The organism is Pseudomonas sp. S3(2024), from assembly GCF_036861315.1.
Lineage (GTDB): Bacteria > Pseudomonadota > Gammaproteobacteria > Pseudomonadales > Pseudomonadaceae > Aquipseudomonas > Aquipseudomonas putida_A.
The window spans coordinates 998,188-1,017,701 of the sequence record NZ_JAZAQQ010000001.1 but is presented as its reverse complement, the minus strand read 5'-3'; the positions used below and the strand labels follow the sequence as shown (position 1 = coordinate 1,017,701).

Here is a 19,514-nt window from a genome sequence, read left to right as displayed (position 1 = left end):
GTAGTGTGGGGTTTCCCCATGTGAGAGTAGGTCATCGTCAAGATTAAATTCCGAAACCCCAATTGCGAAAGCAGTTGGGGTTTTGTTTTGCCCGCAGGAAAGTTCCTACAGCATGCGGTAGGCCCTTCCGGCTGTCACAGCCTGCCGACAGTGCTAAGGTTCTGCCTTGGCTTTTGTACTTTTCCAAGGAAGCTTTTATGCCGGACGCCTCGTCCCTCAACGCTGCATTCATGGTGGTCCAGAGCAATAGCCTGGACGAGCTGCGCAGCCTGGTGGTCAGCATCATGCGGCGCTACCCATTGGCTCCCTTGGAGAATGAAATCGCTCTGGTCCAAAGCAACGGTATCGCCCAATGGCTCAAGCTGGCATTGGCAGAAGATCCTGAAGAGGACGATCTCGGTGGTTGCGGAATAGCCGCTGCCATCGATGTGCAGCTTCCAGGCAGTTTCATGTGGCAGCTCTACCGTATGGTGTTGGGCCGAGATGAAATCCCCGCCACATCCCTGCTCGACAAAGCTCCCCTGACCTGGCGGCTGATGCGCCTGTTGCCGCAAGTGATTGATCGCCCCCATTTCGAACCGCTACAACGCTTCCTCACCCATGACACCGACTTGCGCAAGCGCTACCAGTTGTCCGAGCGCCTGGCAGACCTGTTTGACCAATATCAAGTGTATCGGGCCGACTGGCTCGAAGATTGGGCCGAGGGCCGGCATCAGTTACGTAATGTTCGAGGCGAGATAAAGCCACTGGCTCCAGTCAGTTGCTGGCAGGCTGAATTGTGGCGTGCTCTTTTGGAAGATGTCGGTGAGCAAGGCATGGCCCAGAGCCGCGCCGGTGTTCATCAACGATTTATCGAGTGCATAAATTCCCTCGAACATGCACCAGCAGGACTACCCTCGCGGGTGATCGTGTTCGGTATATCCTCGTTGCCCGCCCAGGTGCTTGAAGCGTTGGCCGGACTCGCACGTTTCAGTCAGGTGCTGTTGTGTGTACACAACCCTTGCCGACACCACTGGGCCGATATCGTCGCCGACAAGGATCTGCTGCGTCATCAATACAAGCGTCAGAGCCGCAAGAACGGCATGCCGGTCGTACTCGATCCTGAAACGTTGCACCAACATGCTCATCCGCTGCTCGCCGCCTGGGGCAAGCAAGGCCGCGACTATATCAACCTGCTCGACAGTTACGATGACCCCAACAGCTATCGCGCGACGTTTCGTGATGGGCGCATTGATCTGTTCAGCGAAAATCAGCCACATAACATGCTCAACCAACTTCAGGACGACATCCTCGAGTTGCGGCCACTCAATGAAACGCGTGAGCGCTGGCCTGCCGTTGACTTGACGCAGGATGGGTCGATCCGCTTCCACATAGCCCACAGTGCCCAGCGCGAAGTGGAAATCCTTCACGACCAGTTACTCGCACGCTTCAGCGCCAATCCAGATCTGCGCCCACGAGATGTAATTGTGATGGTGCCGGACATCGACAGCTATGCGCCGCATATCCGGGCGGTGTTCGGACAGCTGGATCGACATGATCCACGCTTCATTCCATTTACCTTGGCCGACCAGGGCCAGCGGGGCCGCGATCCGTTGTTGATTGCTGTCGAGCACCTGCTGAAGCTGCCCGATAGTCGTTTCCCGGTGAGCGAGATCCTCGATCTGCTCGACGTCCCTGCGTTGCGCGCCCGATTTGGCGTACAAGAGCGTGATTTGCCTACTCTGCATCGCTGGATCGAAGGAGCAGGCGTGCGCTGGGGAATGAACGCCGGGCAACGTGCCGGCCTGGGCTTGCCGGATGAGCTTGAACAGAACAGCTGGCATTTCGGTTTGCGGCGGATGTTGTTGGGGTACGCAGTTGGCAGCTCCAGCGCCTGTGCCGGTATCGAACCCTACGATGAAATCGGTGGTCTGGATGCTGCGTTGATCGGTCCGTTGGTTGCCCTGCTCGATGCATTGGAACTGGCCCATCACGAACTCACTCAAGTCGCTCAGCCTAAGGTGTGGGGCCAGCGCCTGCAAATCCTGATGCAGCTGTTTTTCAAGGCCAGTAACGAGCACGACGATTATCTGCTCACGCAACTTGAGGAGTTGCGCGAAACCTGGCTGCAGACCTGTGAATCCGTTGGGTTGGTCGATGAATTGCCGCTGACGGTGGTTCGCGAAGCCTGGCTCGCGGGGCTGGATCAGGGGCGTCTGTCCCAGCGTTTTCTCGCCGGCGCAGTAAACTTTTGCACGCTGATGCCCATGCGGGCGATCCCGTTCAAGCTTGTCTGTTTGCTGGGGATGAACGATGGCGATTATCCCCGGGCGCAACCCCCGCTGGATTTCGACCTCATGGGCAGTGACTACCGGCCAGGGGACCGTTCCCGGCGTGAAGACGATCGCTATCTGTTGCTCGAGGCGCTCCTGTCTGCGCGCGATCAGCTCTACATCAGTTGGGTCGGACGCAGCATTCGCGACAACAGTGAACGGCCTGCTTCAGTTCTGATCGGCCAGTTGCGCGATCACCTCGCCAGTGGCTGGCGGTCGCTCGATGAGCATCAGGATCTGTTGACCTCCATGACTGAGGAGCATCCCCTGCAACCGTTCAGTTCGCGCTATTTCCATGAAGGCGATCAACTATTCAGTTATGCCCGTGAATGGCAGGTCTTGCACCAGGTACATGCGCCACAACATGAGATGGAGCTACTCGCGCCCCATGTTCAGGAGGAGCCGCTGAGTCTGGCTCTTCTGCAGGATTTCTTGCGTAACCCGGTCCGGCACTTTTTCACGCAGCGCCTCAAAGTGTACTTCGAGGCCGCCGAGGCGCCCCTGGCTGACGAAGAACCGTTCGTGCTGGACGCATTGCAACGCTACACATTGAGCGACAGCCTGCTCGAAGCCGCACTCCGGCAGCCGGACAATATCAATCGGGCACTCGAAGATCAGGCGCGGCGTTTGCAAAACAGCGGATTGCTGCCCATGGCCGGCTTCGGCGAATGCCTGCAACGAGAGTTGATCGAGCCGTTACCTGACTTGCTGCAACGTTACCAACACCTTCTGGCGTTATGGCCGACACCATTGACCAGCGCGCTCCCGGTCAGTCTTGAGTTGCAGGGCGTGCGTGTTGAAGGCTGGCTCGCCGGTTTGCATCAACGCGCTGACGGTGGCGTGTTGTCGGTCACGACCATTCCCAACAGCATCGGCTCGATCAAAAGTCGGAAATGGCATCGGTTGATCAAGCCGTGGGTCAATCACCTGGTGGCCTGCGCCAGCGGACTTATCCTGACCACGGCACTGGTGGCGAGTGACGATACGCTGCTGCTTGAGCCGCTGGAGAAGGATCGAGCGGTTCGTTTTCTGGGTGATCTGCTGCTCGCCTGGCAAGCCGGCATGCGCCAGCCGTTGCCGATCGCGGTCAAGACAGCCTTTGCCTGGCTTGCGCAGACTGATCCGCTCAAGGCTGAGGCGGCTGCCAGAAAAGCCTACGAAGGTGACGGCCAGACCAGTGAAGGTGAGCGCCGTGAAAGCCCTGCGCTGTCACGCCAATTCGCTGACTTTGACGCATTGAGTGCCGACGAAACATTCTCCGGTTGGTGCGACGCGTTGTATCGCCCCCTGTTTGAAGCGCCATGGCGCTCGTTGGCCAGCGAAGGGGCACGCGCATGAGTACCAAAACACCGCTGGCTCTGGCCTTTCCACTGCACGGCAGTCAACTCATCGAAGCCAGTGCCGGTACCGGCAAGACCTTTACCATTTCTGCTCTCTATCTGCGGCTGATCCTTGGCCACGGCGGCGAATCGAGCGGCTTCGGCCGTGAATTGCTGCCCCCGCAGATACTTGTGGTGACCTTCACCGATGCCGCCACCAAGGAGCTGCGTGAAAGAATCCGTACGCGGCTGGCCGAGGCTGCGCGGTTTTTCCGTGAAGAAACCCCGGCGCCGGACGGCTTGATTGCCGAGCTGCGCGAGCAGTTTGACCCGGCACAATGGCCCGGTTGCGCCAATCGCCTGGACATCGCCGCGCAATGGATGGATGAAGCGGCCGTCTCCACCATCCACAGTTGGTGCCAGCGCATGCTGCGCGAACACGCGTTCGACAGCGGCAGCCTGTTTACCCAGTCCCTGGAAACCGATCACAGCGATCTGCTCGGTGAAGTACTGCGCGATTACTGGCGACTGTTCTGTTACCCGATGCAGGGCGACGCGCTGAACTGGGTTCGCGCTAACTGGGGCGGGCCGGCAGCGTTGTTGCCACGAGTGCGCGGCCTGTTTGGCAGTGAGCGCGACAGTGATGACGGCAAGGCCCCCGCAGAGCTGATCGACGAGTGCCTGCAAGAACGGCGTGCCGCGTTGCTTGAGCTGAAGATGCCGTGGCGTCAGTGGGCCGATGAGCTGCTGGTGATCTGTCACGAAGGCGTTGCGAGCAAAGCCGTCGACGGACGCAAGATGCAGGCGCGCTACTTCGAGCCCTGGTTCGAGAAACTCAAGGCGTGGGCCGAAGACGAGGCCATGGAGCAACTGGACATCGGCACCGGTTTCACCCGATTGACCCCTGACGGAATGGCCGAAGCCTGGAAGGGCCAGGCACCGAGTCATCCGGGTCTCGACGCGATGCCGGGGCTCAAGTCGAGCCTCGACGCGCTTCCCACCCCCGATGCCGCCGTACTGCAACATGCGGCGAGATGGGTGGGCGCGCGTTTTGAGGAAGAGAAGCGTCGTCGTGCGGAAATGGGTTTCGACGACATGCTGTTGCGCCTCGATGCGGCGTTGCAATCCGACAGCGGCGAGCGCCTTGCTGCGGTGATCCGCGAGCAGTTTCCGGTTGCTCTGATCGATGAGTTTCAGGACACCGACCCGGTGCAATACCGGATTTTCGAGAGCATCTACCGCATCGAGGACAACAGTCCGGATACCGGCCTGTTCCTGATCGGTGACCCCAAGCAGGCGATCTACGCGTTCCGTGGCGCCGATATCTACACCTACCTGCGTGCGCGTCAGGCTACTGCCGGCCGCCTGCATACGCTGGGCACCAACTTCCGCTCCAGCCATGGCATGGTCAACGCGGTCAATCACGTATTCGAACGCGCCGAGTCCCGCGAGCAGGGACGCGGCGCGTTTTTGTTTCGGGAAAAAACCGGGGAAAACCCGGTGCCGTTCCAGCCTGTTGAGTCTCAGGGGCGTAAAGAGCGGCTGCAGATTGCGGGGCACGATGTCGCGGCACTGAATGTCTGGCACCTGTCGACGGATCAGCCGCTGTCAGGCGCGGTCTATCGCCAGCAATTGGCGGCGGCCTGTGCCAGCGAAATCACCGCGTTGCTCAATGGCGGGCAAACCGGTGCGGCGGGATTTGTCCGCGACGGAGAAGACTTCAGAGGCTTGCGACCCTCTGACATTGCGATTCTGGTACGCGACGGCAAAGAGGCCCAAGCCGTACGCGCAGAACTCGCGGCCCGTGGCGTGCGCAGCGTTTACCTGTCGGACAAGGACTCGGTGTTCGCCGCCCAGGAAGCGCATGACCTGCTCTCCTGGCTCAAGGCCTGCGCGGAGCCGGATATCGAGCGCTCTCTGAAGGCTGCGCTGGCTTGCATCACCCTCAATCTGCCGTTGGCTGAACTGGAACGTTTGAATCAGGACGAGTTGGTCTGGGAAGCCCGGGTCATGCAGTTTCGTGGCTATCGCGAACTGTGGCGCAAGCAAGGTGTGTTGCCGATGTTACGGCGCCTGCTGCACGACTTTCACCTGCCGCAAACTCTGATCGCGCGCAGTGATGGCGAGCGGGTACTGACCAACCTTTTGCACTTGTCGGAACTGATGCAGCAGGCTGCCGCGGAGCTTGATGGCGAGCAAGCGCTGATTCGTCATCTGGCCGAGCTTCTGGCGTTGTCCGGTCAGGCCGGCGAAGAGCAGATATTGCGTCTGGAGAGTGACGAGCAACTGGTCAAGGTCGTGACCATTCACAAGTCCAAAGGGCTTGAGTATCCACTGGTGTTCCTGCCGTTCATCTGCTCGGCAAAACCGGTGGATGGCAGTCGCTTGCCGCTGCATTACCACGATGCCTCCGGCAAAGCCCAGGTGACACTGAAGCCGACCGCCGAATTGATCGCCCTGGCGGATGACGAGCGTCTGGCCGAGGACCTGCGTCTGCTCTACGTCGCCCTGACTCGCGCGCAACATGCCTGCTGGCTGGGTGTCACGGACCTCAAACGCGGTAATAACAACGGTTCGGTGCTTCATCTTTCGGCGCTTGGCTATCTCCTGGGTGGCGGCGCAAGGCTGGATGAGTCAACCGGTCTGAGCCGCTGGCTGCAGGATTTGCAACAGAACTGCACGGCCATCAGCTTGGGGGAGTTGCCTCAAGCCACTCAGGAGATCTACCGGCCCGAGCGCAACGAAGCGATCCTCAGCGCTACATTGGTGCCCAAGCGCAAGGCCAGCGAAAACTGGTGGATTGCCTCTTACAGTGCTTTGCGCATCAGTGACGTATTGAGCGTGGGCAGCGATGAGGCGCCGGACAGTCCACAAGCGCAAAAGCTGTTTGATGATGAGCGTCTCGACCCGGATGCGCCACGCGAGATCGTCGCCGGCGGCGCCGATATTCATCGTTTTCCTCGCGGTCCGAATCCAGGAACCTTTCTTCATGGTCTGCTCGAGTGGGCCGGAGACGAAGGTTTTGCCGTTCCTTTTGAAACGCTCAAGGATGTGATTGGCCGACGCTGCAACCTGCGCGGCTGGGAAGGCTGGATCACCACTCTGAGTGACTGGCTGCAACACTTGCTCAAGTCGCCGCTACCAGCAGGTGGCGGACAGCCTCCGGTGGTTCTCGAGCAACTCAAACAGTACCGCGTCGAGATGGAGTTCTGGTTCGCCAGCCACAAGGTCGATGTTCTCAAACTCGATGAGTGGGTGCGTCAGTACACCCACAACGGTGTGGCACGAGTGGCCGCCGAGCCAGTACAGCTCAACGGCATGTTCAAAGGCTTCATCGACCTGACCTTCGAACATGAAGGGCGCTACTACGTGGCCGACTACAAATCCAACTGGCTGGGTGTCGACGATGCGGCCTATACCGAGCAAGCCATGGAGCGCTCGATTCTCGACAATCGTTATGACCTGCAATACGTGTTGTATCTGCTGGCGTTGCATCGACAACTGAAGGCGCGGTTGCCTGACTACGATTACGATCGGCATGTCGGTGGTGCGTTGTATGTGTTCCTGCGCGGGACCCGGGCAGACAGTCGCGGCGTGTATTTTGCGCGGCCGCCACGTGAGCTGATCGAGCGCCTGGATCGCCTTTTCCAGGGTAAGCCGGAACCCAAGGCCGAACCCGCATGGGAACAGGGAGTCCTGCTATGAGCCGTACCTTCGCCGATCTGTCATCGGCTATCGACAACCCGTCAAGCCTGGCGCCACTGACCAGTGCCTCGGATCTGCTGATCTTGCTTGATCGCTGGGTCGAGCGAGGCTGGCTTCGTTCGCTGGACAAGGCCTTTATCGGTTTTCTGAACGAACTCGCACCCCGGTCCGATCCACTGGTGTTGCTCGCTGCCGCACTGACCAGCCATCAACTGGGTCACGGACATGTCTGCCTCGACTTGTTCGAAACCCTCAAGGCCCCGGATTTCGCCCTGTCTTTACCTCCTGAAGGCGATGAGCAAAGTGATGTCTTGCTCCTGCCGTCGCAGTTGCTTGAAACGCTGGATGGCGCCCATTGGTGCAAGGTGCTGGCGGGCAGCGCTCTGGTTGCACTGGCTGCGGACAGTAGCGAAGCGGCGCATCAGCGACCGTTGGTGCTGTCCGGCAAGCGTCTGTACCTGCGGCGCTACTGGGCCTATGAGCGGCGTATCGATGCGGCGTTACGCACACGTCTGGCCCAAGGCGAAACGCCGCCGGATGACTTGCCCCAGCGTCTCGATGAATTGTTCGGCCCCGCCAGGCCCGGAGCAGTGATCGACTGGCAGAAACTCGCCTGCGCGCTTGCCACTCGGGGAGCCTTCAGCATCATCACGGGCGGCCCGGGAACTGGCAAAACCACCACGGTGGTGCGTCTGCTCGCGCTGCTTCAGGCGCCGGCGGTGGAAGCCGGTCAGCCGTTGCGCATTCGTCTGGCGGCGCCCACGGGCAAGGCTGCTGCGCGGTTGACCGAGTCCATCAGCCAGCAAGTGCAGTCGCTGAAAGTCACCGAAGACGTGCGCGAGAAGATCCCCTGCGACGTGACCACTGTCCATCGTTTGTTGGGCAGCCGGCCCGGCACCCGACACTTCCGCCACCATGCCGGCAACCGCTTGCCGCTGGACGTGCTGGTGGTCGATGAAGCTTCCATGATCGACCTGGAAATGATGGCTAACCTGCTCGATGCGTTGCCGGCGCATGCGCGTCTGGTGTTGCTCGGTGACAAGGATCAACTCGCCTCCGTAGAGGCCGGGGCGGTGCTCGGCGATCTGTGCCGCGATGCCGAGGCAGGCTGGTACAACCCGCAGACCCGGCGGTGGCTGGAGTCGGTCAGTGGAGAGTCCTTGCAGGACAGTGGCTTGCACGAGGACCGCGACGGCTCGCATCCGCTGGCGCAGCAACTGGTGATGCTGCGCCATTCCCGACGCTTCGGTGAAGGCAGCGGCATCGGTCAGCTGGCGCGGCGGGTCAATCAGCAGTTGCCGGAGGAGGCGCGCCAGTTGCTGGCGGCCGGTCACTATGATGACGTGTTTTCCCTGCCGCTCAAGGGCGAACACGATCACACGTTCGAGCGGCTGCTGCTCGACGGTCATGGGGAAGGTCCAAAGGGTTATCGCCACTATCTGAATATCCTGCGCCAACAACGCCCGCCAGCGGAAAGACCGCTGGAGCATCCGGACTGGATCAACTGGGCGCGGGAAGTGCTGCAGGCGTTCGACACCTTCCAGTTGTTGTGTGCTGTGCGCAAGGGGCCTTGGGGCGTTGAAGGGTTGAATCTGCGGATCACCGAAACGCTGGTCAAGGCACGCCTGATCGAGCATGACCAGCAATGGTACGAAGGCCGGCCGGTGCTGATGACGCGCAACGATTACGGTCTGGGTCTGATGAACGGCGATATTGGCATCGCCCTCAAGTTGCCCGAGCGCGAAGGCCCGGACGCCGGCAAACCGGTGCTGCGCGTGGCCTTTCCGCGTAACGACGGGCAGGGCGGTGTGCGTTTCGTGCTGCCGAGCCGGCTCAACGATGTGGAAACGGTGTACGCGATGACGGTGCACAAATCCCAGGGCTCCGAGTTCGCCCACACCGCGCTGATCCTGCCGGACGCCTTGAATCCGGTGTTGACCAAGGAATTGATCTATACCGGTATTACCCGGGCCAAACACTGGTTCACTTTGATCGAGCCCCGGGCCGGCGTGTTTGAAGAGGCGGTGCAGCGCAAGGTCAAGCGCCTGAGCGGATTGATGCTGGAACTGGAAGAAGGTGGCGAGGTTCGGGAATGAAATAACCTGATGTTCGGTGCCGATTATTGACCATCTGGTCAGCAGCTGCTGTCTCGCTGGTGTTACTGTGCTGTGCTATCGTTGCGGCATCATTTCGGTACGATCCAAGAGAATCCCTGCATGAAGGTGGCTGTCTGGGCGACAGAGCGCGTGGTTCGCTGCAAGCACGCATTGCTTGTCGGTCTGCTCTGTTTGCTGACCGGCGCCGCCATGGCGCAGGCACAGACGCCGGTGGGCATGGCCGAGCAGCGCGCCCAGTCGGTGACGCAGGTTGTGCTGGGCATCCTCAGTTACGCGCGCTGGCCGGTGGAACCCGCACAATTGCGCCTGTGCATCGTCGGCCCCACCGAATACACCGATGACCTGGTCAAAGGCACTACGCAAGCCACCGGTCGTCCGGTCGCTGTGCGCCGACTGCTGGCCGACAACCCGGCGATCGTCAGCGAATGCGATGCGGTGTACATCGGCAAACTCACCGCAGATGAACGCAGTCGGCTGTTCACCTCATTGATCGGCCATCCGGTGCTGAGCATCAGCGAAGGTGGCGATCAGTGCACGGTCGGCAGCCTGTTCTGCCTGCGGGTCGGCGATCAGCAGGTTTCCTTCGAGGTCAATCTCGACTCCGTCGCCCGCAGCGGTGTACGCATCCACCCGAGCGTACTGCAGTTGTCGCGCCGCAAACCGGCGGCACCATGAAGCTGTTTCGTTCCAGGAGCCGCCCGACACTGGGCTCGGTCATCGGCCGCGGCCATTTGATTGTCGCGCTGGTGGCCGTGACGATGGCCAGCGTGTCGCTGACCCTGCTGGGCGTTCTCGCGCTGCGGGTGTACGCCGATCACAACCTGCATCTGATTGCACGTTCGATCAGCTACACCGTGGAAGCGGCGGTGGTGTTCAACGATAAGGACGCCGCCACCGAAGCGCTGGCCTTGATCGCGTCCACCGAAGAGGTGGCGGATGCCCAGGTGTTCGACACACAGGGGCAGTTGCTGGCGCGTTGGCAGCGGCCCGAAAACGGTCTGTTTTCCCAACTGGAAATGCAGGCTGCCCGGACCATTCTGGAAAAGCCGATCAGCCTGCCGATCGTGCATCAGGATCGTGAAATCGGACGCATCCTGCTGGTCGGTCACGGCGGTAGCCTGATGCGCTTTTTGCTCAGCGGTCTGGCGGGGATCATTCTTTGCACCGCGATCAGTGCCTGGGTCGCGCTGTATCTGGCGCGCCGACAGCTGCGCAGCATTACCGGCCCGCTTCGCAGCCTCGCGGCGGTGGCCCACGCTGCCCGCAGCGAGCGAGCACTGGATCGCCGGGTACCACCGGCGCAGATCGCCGAGCTCGACAACCTCGGCAACGACTTCAATGCCCTGCTCGATGAACTCGAATCCTGGCAGACCCATCTGCAAAGCGAGAACGAAACCCTCGCCCATCAGGCCAGCCACGACAGCCTCACCGGTTTGCCCAACCGGGCGTTTTTCGAGGGGCGATTGATTCGCGCCTTGCGCAACGCCGGCAAGCTCAATGAGCGGGTGGCGGTGATGTTTCTCGACAGCGACCGCTTCAAAGGCATCAATGACAACTTCGGTCACGCCGCTGGCGACGCGGTGCTGGTGGCGGTCGCCAATCGGATCCGCGCGCAACTGCGTGAAGAGGATCTGGTGGCGCGGCTCGGCGGCGACGAGTTCGCCGTACTACTCGCGCCGCTGCACAAGATCGAGGACGCCGAGCGCATTGCTGACAAGATTCTCGCCAGCATGGACATGCCCATCGCGCTGCCGGGCGACACCAGTGTGGTGACGTCGCTCAGTATCGGCATTGCGGTTTTCCCCGATCATGGCGCCACGCCAGGGGCCTTGCTCAACGCCGCCGACGCCGCGATGTATCAGGCCAAGCGCCTGTCGCGTGGCGCTCAATTTACTGCCGGGTCGGAGAGCCCGGTCGTCAATCTGCAAACCAGGAGCTGATTCCGTGTTCACATTTCCCGCTCGACTGTTTTCCGCCTTGCTGATGATCGCCGTACTGGCGCTGACCGGGTGCCAGACCGCACCGCAGAAAGGCCTGACCCCGGCGCAGATTGCCGTCCTCAAACAACAAGGCTTCGAAGCGACCGACGAGGGTTGGGAGTTTGGCCTGTCCGGCAAAGTGCTGTTTGGCAGCGATATCGAAAGCCTGAACAACCAGAGCACCGAAATCGTCGAACGCATCGGCAAGGCACTGCTCGGCGTCGGTATCGAGCGGGTGCGGGTCGACGGTCATACCGACGCCTCGGGCAAAGAAGCCTACAACCAGCAACTGTCACTGCGCCGTGCCAAGAGTGTGGCCAAAGTGCTGACCACCGTCGGCATGAAGGAAGAGAACATCCAGCTGCGCGGACTGGGCAGCAGCGAGCCGGTGGCGTCGAACAACACGTCCGCCGGACGCACCGAGAATCGCCGGGTGTCGATTGTGGTCAGCGCCGATTAATCGGCAAACCGCATCTCGCGGGTCTGCCCCATCAGCAGACCCTGATTACGCTCGGTCACCTCACGGATGTAATCCCACAACAGGGTGATCCGCTTCAATTTCCTCAGATCCTCCCGGCAGTACATCCAGAACTGCCGGGTGATGTCGATTTCTTCGGGCAGCACCGGCAGCAGGCGCGGATCCTGCGCCGCGAGGAAGCACGGCAGAATCGCCAGTGAACGCCCTTGCTGCGCCGCGACGAACTGCGCGATCACGCTGGTGCTGCGCAGGTTTGCGCTGGCGCCGGGCAGCACGTTCGCCAGGTACAGCAGCTCCGAGCTGAACGCCAGGTCATCCACATAACTGATGAATTGATGCTTGCCCAAATCGGCCGGGCGGCGGATCGGTGGGTGCTGGTCGAGATAGTCCTGGGTCGCGTACAGCTGCAAGCGGTAGTCGCAGAGTTTGCAGCACACGTACGGGCCGTGTTCCGGGCGTTCCAAAGCGATGACGATATCGGCCTCGCGCTTGGACAGGCTGATGAAGTGCGGCAGCGGCAGGATGTCCACCGAGATCGCTGGGTAGGCGTCGACGAAGTGGCTCAGCTGCGGGGTGATGAAAAAACTGCCGAAACCTTCGGTGCAGCCCATGCGTACATGCCCGGAAAGTGCCACACCAGAGCCCGAGACCTGCTCGCAAGCCATGTGCAACGTGCTTTCAATCGACTCGGCATAGCCCAGCAAACGCTGGCCTTCAGTGGTCAGGACAAAACCGCTGGTGCGCGATTTTTCGAACAGCAACGTACCCAATGCCGCTTCCAGCGAACTGATGCGCCGCGACACGGTGGTGTAGTCGACGGCGAGCCGTTTGGCCGCGGTGCTGGCCTTGCGGGTACGGGCGACTTCGAGGAAAAACTTCAGGTCGTCCCAGTTCAGCGACCCCAGGGAGGTGATGTTTTTTTGCATGATGGACGGGCTTATATGTGCGTTCTTATTAGAAGTTTGCACATCTATACTCCAAAAACAGTCCGACAACCAATTCGTGACACACGCCTCATCTCAAGGCGAACCCTTTCGCCTTGGCTCCTACGATAAAAACAAGTTTCGGAGACCAGCATGAACGCATCGCTTACGCCCAACGAAACCACGGTCCAGAAGGTCAAGTTGCTGATCGACGGCGAGTGGGTCGAATCGCAGACCACCGAGTGGCACGACATCGTCAACCCGGCGACCCAGCAAGTGCTGGCCAAAGTCCCGTTCGCCACCGCCGCTGAAGTCGATGCCGCCATCAGTGCCGCGCACCGCGCGTTCCAGACCTGGAAACTGACCCCGATCGGCGCGCGCATGCGCATCATGCTCAAGCTGCAGGCGCTGATCCGTGAACACTCCAAGCGTATCGCCGTGGTGCTGAGCGCCGAGCAGGGCAAGACCATTGCCGACGCCGAGGGCGATATTTTCCGTGGCCTGGAAGTGGTCGAACACGCCTGCTCCATCGGCACCCTGCAAATGGGCGAGTTCGCCGAAAACGTGGCGGGTGGCGTTGATACCTACACCCTGCGCCAGCCAATCGGCGTTTGCGCCGGCATCACCCCGTTCAACTTCCCGGCGATGATTCCGCTGTGGATGTTCCCGATGGCGATCGCTTGCGGCAACACCTTCGTCTTGAAACCTTCGGAACAGGATCCGCTGTCGACCATGCTGCTGGTGGAACTGGCGATCGAGGCTGGCGTTCCGGCAGGCGTGCTCAACGTGGTTCATGGCGGTAAAGACGTGGTTGATGGCCTGTGCACTCACAAGGACATCAAAGCGGTGTCGTTCGTCGGTTCGACTGCGGTTGGTACTCACGTCTACGACCTGGCCGGCAAGCATGGCAAACGCGTGCAATCGATGATGGGCGCGAAGAACCACGCCGTAGTGCTGCCGGACGCCAATCGCGAGCAAGCGCTGAATGCGCTGGTCGGCGCCGGCTTCGGTGCCGCCGGTCAGCGTTGCATGGCCACTTCGGTGGTGGTGCTGGTCGGTGCGGCGAAGCAATGGCTGCCGGACCTGAAAGCGCTGGCGCAGAAACTCAAGGTCAACGCCGGCAGTGAGCCGGGCACCGATGTGGGGCCGGTGATCTCGAAGAAAGCCAAGGCGCGGATTCTCGACCTGATCGAGAGCGGCATCAAGGAAGGCGCCAAGCTGGAACTCGACGGTCGCGACATCAAGGTGCCGGGGTACGAGCAAGGCAACTTCGTCGGCCCGACTCTGTTCTCGGGCGTGAACACCGACATGCAGATCTACACCCAGGAAATCTTCGGCCCGGTGCTGGTGGTGCTGGAAGTCGACACCCTTGATCAGGCGATCGCGCTGGTCAACGCCAACCCGTTCGGCAACGGCACGGGCCTGTTCACCCAGAGCGGTGCAGCGGCGCGCAAATTCCAGACGGAAATCGACGTCGGCCAGGTCGGCATCAACATCCCGATTCCGGTGCCGGTGCCGTTCTTCAGCTTCACCGGTTCCCGTGGCTCGAAACTCGGCGACCTCGGCCCGTACGGCAAGCAAGTGGTGCAGTTCTACACCCAGACCAAAACGGTCACGGCGCGCTGGTTCGATGACGACAGCGTCAACGACGGCGTGAACACCACCATCAACCTGCGCTGAGGAATCGCCATGAAAATCGCATTTATCGGTCTGGGCAACATGGGGGCGCCGATGGCGCGCAACCTGATCAAGGCCGGGCATTCACTGAATCTGGTGGACCTGAACAAGACGGTGCTGGCGGAACTTGAGCAACTGGGCGGCACCATTCGTGCCTCGGCCCGTGAGGCCGCCGAAGACGCTGAACTGGTGATCACCATGCTCCCGGCGGCGGTGCATGTGCGCAGCGTCTGGATGGGTGAAGACGGTGTGCTGGCCGGCATTGGCAAAGGTGTGCCAGCGGTGGATTGCAGCACCATCGATCCGCAAACCGCCCGCGATGTCGCCGCTGCGGCTGCCAAACAAGGCGTGGCCATGGCCGATGCACCGGTCTCCGGCGGTACTGGCGGCGCGACCGCCGGCACGCTGACCTTCATGGTCGGCGCCACTCCGGAACTGTTCGCCACCCTGCAACCGGTGCTGGCGCAGATGGGCCGCAACATCGTGCATTGCGGTGAAGTCGGCACCGGGCAAATCGCCAAGATCTGTAACAACCTGCTGCTGGCAATCTCGATGGTCGGTGTCAGCGAAGCCATGGCGCTGGGTGATGCACTGGGGATCGACACTTCGGTGCTGGCCGGGATCATCAACAGCTCGACCGGGCGTTGCTGGAGTTCGGAAATGTACAACCCGTGGCCGGGCATCGTCGAAACGGCGCCGGCCTCGCGCGGTTATACCGGTGGGTTTGGTGCCGAACTGATGCTCAAGGATCTGGGGCTGGCCACCGAAGCGGCGCGTCAGGCGCATCAACCGGTGGTGCTCGGCGCGGTGGCGCAGCAGTTGTATCAGGCGATGAGCCAGCGCGGGGAGGGCGGCAAGGACTTCTCGGCGATTATCAACAGCTATCGCAAGCCGCAGTAAATTCGGATCGCCGATGCTCTGGTGGCAAGAGTGCTTCTGTGGCGAGGGAGCTTGCTCCCGCTGGTCTGCGCAGCAGACCCAAACCCGGTTAATGCGGTTCTTCAGAAAAACCGCATTAACCGAAGTTACGACTGCTGCGCAGCCGAGCGGGAGCAAGCTCCCTCGCCACAGGTTTTTATAGAAGGCAAAAAAGATCGCAGCCTTCGGCAGCTCCTACATGGGGGAAATGTACACCCTGTAGGAGCTGCCGAAGGCTGCGATCTTTTGCTTGTCAGGCGAAGACGAAATATTTGCGTACGGTCTCGACCACTTCCCAGGTGCCTTTCATCCCCGGTTCAACCACGAAGATGTCGCCGGCTCGCAGGTGGATTGGCGCCATGCCGTCCGGGGTGATGATGCAGTAGCCTTCCTGAAAATGGCAGTACTCCCACTTCACATAATCGACCCGCCACTTGCCCGGGGTGCAGATCCAGGTGCCCATGATCTTGCTGCCGTCTTCGCTGGTGTAAGCGTTGAGGTTGACGGTGTGCGGGTCACCTTCGAGTTTTTCCCATTTGCAGGCATCGAGTACCGGCAGCGGGTGGGTGTCGCGCAAAACGGTGATGGGGGCGGTCGCGGTCATGAGAACTCCTGGCAGTGGGCGGATGGCAAAGAAACCAACTCGCACCCTATAGCGCCCGGTTGCCGCTCAGTTGTCTGTGCTCGACATCGAGCTGCTCAGAAACGCGCAAACCGTCAAAGGTTTTCCAGCGGGCATTCGACCCGCGCCCGTTCAAGGTCGATTTCGAAACCTTCCAGTTGCGCGTATTGACGCGTCAGCTCAGCGATGCTGCTGTTGATCTCGCGTTTTTTTGCCTCGATAGCTTGTTGGGCCAGATCCCATGGCATGGCCTCGCCATGATGCGCGGCAAAAATCGTCTGCAATTCCCGGAGCCTGAAGCCCATCTCTTTTGCGCATTTGATGAAGATCAGCAGTTCGATGCTTTGTTGGTCGTAGAGGCGATATTTACCTTGGCGCCGGGGCGCGGGCAGCAGACCGATCGACTCGTAGTGGCGAATGCTTTTGATGGTGGTGCCGGCACGTTGCGCGGCTTGGCCGATGTACATAAAAGTCCTTTTTCAATGTGAAACCGTGCGGCGCATTATCGGCAGACTTAGCGGCGGGCGATAGCGTGCGCCTGTTGCAGCCAGCGCTGGCGTTGCCGGTCGCTGGACTCAAGCAGCGGGCCGAAGGTCAGCGTGCGCAGGGGGTTGATACCACAGAACTGCAGGGTGGTCTTGCGCACCTGATGCAGTCCCGGCATCCGGTAGATCCAGCGGTAATACCAGAGTGGCGTGTCCATCGTCACCAGCAAGTGCGCGGTGCGCCCCTTGAGCAACTGATCGGGAAAGGGTTTGCCTTTTCGGTATTTGAAGGCGAATCCCGGCAGCAACACCCGATCAAAAAAACCTTTGAGCAGCGCTGGAATGCCGCCCCACCAGATCGGGTAGACCAGCGTCAGATGTTCGGCCCAAAGGATGTCGGATTGCGCGCGGCTCAAGTCTTCTTCCAGCGCTTGAACCTGTTGATACCCCTGGCGCAACACCGGGTCAAAAGCCATCTCTCCCAGGCGTAGCTGACGCACCTGGTGTCCGGCATCGAGCGCTGATTGTGCGTAGCGCTCGGCGAGTGCGGCGCAGAAACTCGTCGCGCCGGGATGGCCGAGAATCAGCAGAATGCGTTTGCCCATGGTCATGCTCCTTGCCGTTGAACGCCAAGGATGAAGTCTGCCCCTCAGGGGAGAGTCAAGGCTTGCAGCAAGGCTTTGGCATAACCTGGCAGGGCGCTGAAGTCCCGGGCGCAGAGCATCAGCGTGCGGCGGGCCCATGGCTCATTGAGGGCGATGCTGTTGAATGAGCGGGGCGTCGCGCGTTCAATGGCCGCCAGCGGCACGATGGCGAGGCCGGCGCCTCGGGCGACCATGCGCAGCACCCCTTCGAAACCGTCGGCGCGGATCCGCACCTGCATGCGCGAGCCGCTGTGCAGCGCCTGTTCTTCGAGGTAGACCGCCAGCGCGCTGTCGGTGCTCAGACCGACGAAATCGTAGTGCAAAGCGGCGCTGAAACTGACCTCGGCGGCGTCGGCCAGTGGATGTCCGTGCGGCGCGATCAGTCGCAACGGGTCGTCGCGAAACGGCTGGGTCTGCAGATCGGTGGTGTCCACTGCATCGGAGACGATGCCGATATCGGCTGCGCCCTGGCGCAAGGCGTGGATGATGCGGGCGCTGGGCAGTTCCTGCAGATCGATGTCGAGGTTGGGATGCTCGCGCAAAAAGTCCGCGACCACTTCCGGCAGGTATTCGGTGATCGCCGTGGTGTTGCACAACAGTCGCACCTGTCCTTTGACGCCCTGCGCGTAGTCGGCCAGATCCTGCTGCATGCGTTCGGCCTGTTGCAGGAGGATGCGCGCGTGGTGGGCCAGTGCCTTGCCAGCGGGCGTCGGGCTCACGCCACGGCGGCCGCGCTGCAGGAACTCGGTGCCCAGCGAGGCTTCCATGGCGCGGATGCGGGCGCTGGCGGCGGCGAGCGAAAGATGACTGCGGGCGGCACCGGCGGTGATGTTGCCGGCGTCGAGGATGTGCAGGTAGAGGCGCAGGTCGGTGAGGTCGAAGTGCATGTGGCCGCCTGTGGTTTTTGTGGTGTCTGGGCGGGCCTCTTCGCGAGCAAGCCCGCTCCCACAGTGGATCAGTGGTGAATCCAAAACTGTGGGAGCGGGCTTGCTCGCGAAGGGGCCATCAGCCGCAACGCAATTAACAGCCTCTTGTACCGGCAGAGGCAGCCTCAGTATATGGCAGATTTTCAACGCACCCGCCAAAGCGCACAGTAGCGCCATGAACGCATTTGCAGACTTCTATCAAAACCTCGGCTTGGCTCTGTCCCTGCTGGTCATCGCCACTTTCATCATGGCCGGGCTGGTCAAAGGCGTAATCGGCCTCGGTCTGCCCACCGTCGCCATGGGCCTGCTCGGTCTGGCTATGGCGCCGTCACAGGCAGCCGCGTTGCTGATCATTCCGGCGACGCTGACCAATGTCTGGCAATTGGCGTTCGGCGGGCATCTGAAAGGGCTGCTCAAACGCCTGTGGCCGCTGTTGTTGATGATCTTCCTCGGCACCGCCGTCGGCACGTTGTCGATCGGCATGGCAGGCGGGCATTGGGTGGTGCGTGGGCTGGGCGCGGCGTTGCTGCTGTATGCATTGAGCGGGTTGCTGCTGCCGACGCTGCAGGTCAATCCTCGGCATGAACCGTGGCTGGGTCCGCTGTGCGGGTTGATCACCGGGGTTATCACTTCGGCCACCGGTGTGTTCGTTATTCCGGCGGTGCCGTACCTGCAGGCGCTGGGTTTGAGTCGCGATGAGCTGGTGCAGGCGCTGGGCCTGTCGTTCACCGTGTCGACTCTGGCGCTGGCCGGCGGCCTGTTCTGGCGCGGCGCACTGGGCAGTGGCGAATTGAGTGCGTCGCTGCTGGTGCTGATCCCGGCGATGCTGGGCATGGGGTTCGGCCAATGGCTGCGTCAGCGCATCAGCGCTGTGCTGTTCAAGCGGGTGTTCTTTATCGGACTGGGCGCACTCGGCGCCCATTTGCTGATCAGCGGCTAGCCGACGAGGCGCTGAGCATGTCGATCCGACGGATATCGAAATCACGCTCCAGATACGTCATGCGGTTGTCGAAAAACTCGCGCATGTGCGGCAGATTCGAATGCACGTCGAGGTGCGCCTGGCTTTCCCAGATCTCGTAGAAGATGAACAGCGTCGGGTCTTCCTTGTCGCGCAGCATGTGGTACTCGATGCAGCCTGGCTCGGCGCGGCTCGGTTCGACATAGGCGCGAAACAGCGCTTCGAAGGCCTCGGCTTTTTCCGGGCGGGTCTTGGCATGCAGGATGAAACCGTGGCGTTCACTCATCAAAACAACTCCTCAAATGCAGATGGACGGAAATGCTATTGCAACAATCGGCATTCGATTCGTGCTTTTTGATCAAATGTATTTTGCGCCGACGCGGCTTATTCCGCGCGAGATGGATGGTTAACCTGCCGCCATTCGTTTTCCCATCTTTCTCCAGCCCAATGG

General features: G+C 61.0%; 15 protein-coding genes. 9 read left to right on the top strand and 6 right to left on the bottom strand.

The features are described 5' to 3' along the window. Nucleotides 1–197 precede the first annotated feature (197 nt). The 6 genes from recC to VLA07_RS04700 all read left to right on the top strand — a co-directional run bounded on the left by recC (nucleotide 198) and on the right by VLA07_RS04700 (nucleotide 11,892). Nucleotides 198–3,650 (top strand): exodeoxyribonuclease V subunit gamma, encoded by a 3,453-nt coding sequence (gene recC / locus VLA07_RS04725; RefSeq protein WP_333988512.1) that lies wholly within the window; start codon nucleotides 198–200, stop codon nucleotides 3,648–3,650. Beyond that, a complete protein-coding gene (recB, locus tag VLA07_RS04720) occupies nucleotides 3,647–7,336 on the top strand; it encodes an exodeoxyribonuclease V subunit beta (RefSeq protein ID WP_333988502.1) in 3,690 nt (1,229 codons plus the stop codon). The genes recC and recB overlap by 4 nt, the downstream gene beginning before the upstream one ends. After that, a complete protein-coding gene (gene recD, locus VLA07_RS04715) occupies nucleotides 7,333–9,432 on the top strand; it encodes an exodeoxyribonuclease V subunit alpha (RefSeq protein ID WP_333988501.1) in 2,100 nt (699 codons plus the stop codon). Before recB ends, recD begins: the two co-directional genes overlap by 4 nt. Nucleotides 9,433–9,552: 120 nt before the next feature. After that, on the top strand, nucleotides 9,553–10,128 hold the full coding sequence (locus VLA07_RS04710; RefSeq protein ID WP_027614152.1) for a YfiR family protein: 576 nt from the start codon (nucleotides 9,553–9,555) through the stop codon (nucleotides 10,126–10,128). After that, nucleotides 10,125–11,393, top strand: a complete 1,269-nt coding sequence (locus tag VLA07_RS04705; protein ID WP_247267972.1) for a diguanylate cyclase domain-containing protein — start codon at nucleotides 10,125–10,127, stop codon at nucleotides 11,391–11,393. The genes VLA07_RS04710 and VLA07_RS04705 overlap by 4 nt, the downstream gene beginning before the upstream one ends. A gap of 43 nt (nucleotides 11,394–11,436) precedes the next feature. Next, nucleotides 11,437–11,892 carry an OmpA family protein gene (locus VLA07_RS04700; protein WP_333988511.1) on the top strand — a complete coding sequence of 152 codons (456 nt, stop codon included), beginning with the start codon at nucleotides 11,437–11,439 and terminating at the stop codon, nucleotides 11,890–11,892. Here the strand turns inward: VLA07_RS04700 and VLA07_RS04695 are convergent. Further along, nucleotides 11,889–12,836 (bottom strand): LysR family transcriptional regulator, encoded by a 948-nt coding sequence (locus VLA07_RS04695; protein ID WP_007962101.1) that lies wholly within the window; start codon nucleotides 12,834–12,836, stop codon nucleotides 11,889–11,891. The genes VLA07_RS04700 and VLA07_RS04695 overlap by 4 nt on opposite strands. Before the next feature lie 150 nt (nucleotides 12,837–12,986). Here VLA07_RS04695 and VLA07_RS04690 point away from each other — a divergent pair, with 150 nt between their 5' ends. Further along, complete coding sequence (locus VLA07_RS04690; protein WP_333988499.1) at nucleotides 12,987–14,513, top strand: CoA-acylating methylmalonate-semialdehyde dehydrogenase; 1,527 nt, start codon at nucleotides 12,987–12,989, stop codon at nucleotides 14,511–14,513. A gap of 9 nt (nucleotides 14,514–14,522) precedes the next feature. Beyond that, the gene (gene mmsB / locus VLA07_RS04685; protein ID WP_333988498.1) at nucleotides 14,523–15,410 is read left to right on the top strand and encodes a 3-hydroxyisobutyrate dehydrogenase; all 888 of its coding nucleotides are present in this window, start codon (nucleotides 14,523–14,525) and stop codon (nucleotides 15,408–15,410) included. A gap of 271 nt (nucleotides 15,411–15,681) precedes the next feature. Here the strand turns inward: mmsB and VLA07_RS04680 are convergent, their stop codons facing one another. From VLA07_RS04680 to VLA07_RS04665, 4 genes are all read right to left on the bottom strand, one after another. Beyond that, entirely contained in the window at nucleotides 15,682–16,032 is a 351-nt protein-coding gene (locus VLA07_RS04680) for a cupin domain-containing protein (RefSeq protein WP_003221437.1), read from the bottom strand. 113 nt (nucleotides 16,033–16,145) lie between these two features. After that, nucleotides 16,146–16,517 (bottom strand): MerR family transcriptional regulator, encoded by a 372-nt coding sequence (locus VLA07_RS04675; RefSeq protein WP_097090440.1) that lies wholly within the window; start codon nucleotides 16,515–16,517, stop codon nucleotides 16,146–16,148. A gap of 47 nt (nucleotides 16,518–16,564) precedes the next feature. Beyond that, the gene (locus tag VLA07_RS04670; RefSeq protein WP_096795292.1) at nucleotides 16,565–17,140 is read right to left on the bottom strand and encodes an NAD(P)H-dependent oxidoreductase; all 576 of its coding nucleotides are present in this window, start codon (nucleotides 17,138–17,140) and stop codon (nucleotides 16,565–16,567) included. A gap of 44 nt (nucleotides 17,141–17,184) precedes the next feature. After that, nucleotides 17,185–18,066 carry a LysR family transcriptional regulator gene (locus VLA07_RS04665; protein ID WP_333988496.1) on the bottom strand — a complete coding sequence of 294 codons (882 nt, stop codon included), beginning with the start codon at nucleotides 18,064–18,066 and terminating at the stop codon, nucleotides 17,185–17,187. A 214-nt stretch (nucleotides 18,067–18,280) separates the two neighbouring features. Between VLA07_RS04665 and VLA07_RS04660 the strand changes: the two genes are divergently transcribed. After that, a complete protein-coding gene (locus tag VLA07_RS04660; RefSeq protein WP_247267969.1) occupies nucleotides 18,281–19,045 on the top strand; it encodes a sulfite exporter TauE/SafE family protein in 765 nt (254 codons plus the stop codon). On the opposite strand, the gene VLA07_RS04655 is transcribed toward VLA07_RS04660, so the two are convergent. Further along, on the bottom strand, nucleotides 19,035–19,349 hold the full coding sequence (locus VLA07_RS04655; RefSeq protein ID WP_027614144.1) for a putative quinol monooxygenase: 315 nt from the start codon (nucleotides 19,347–19,349) through the stop codon (nucleotides 19,035–19,037). The genes VLA07_RS04660 and VLA07_RS04655 overlap by 11 nt on opposite strands. Between the last annotated feature and the right edge of the window lie 165 nt (nucleotides 19,350–19,514).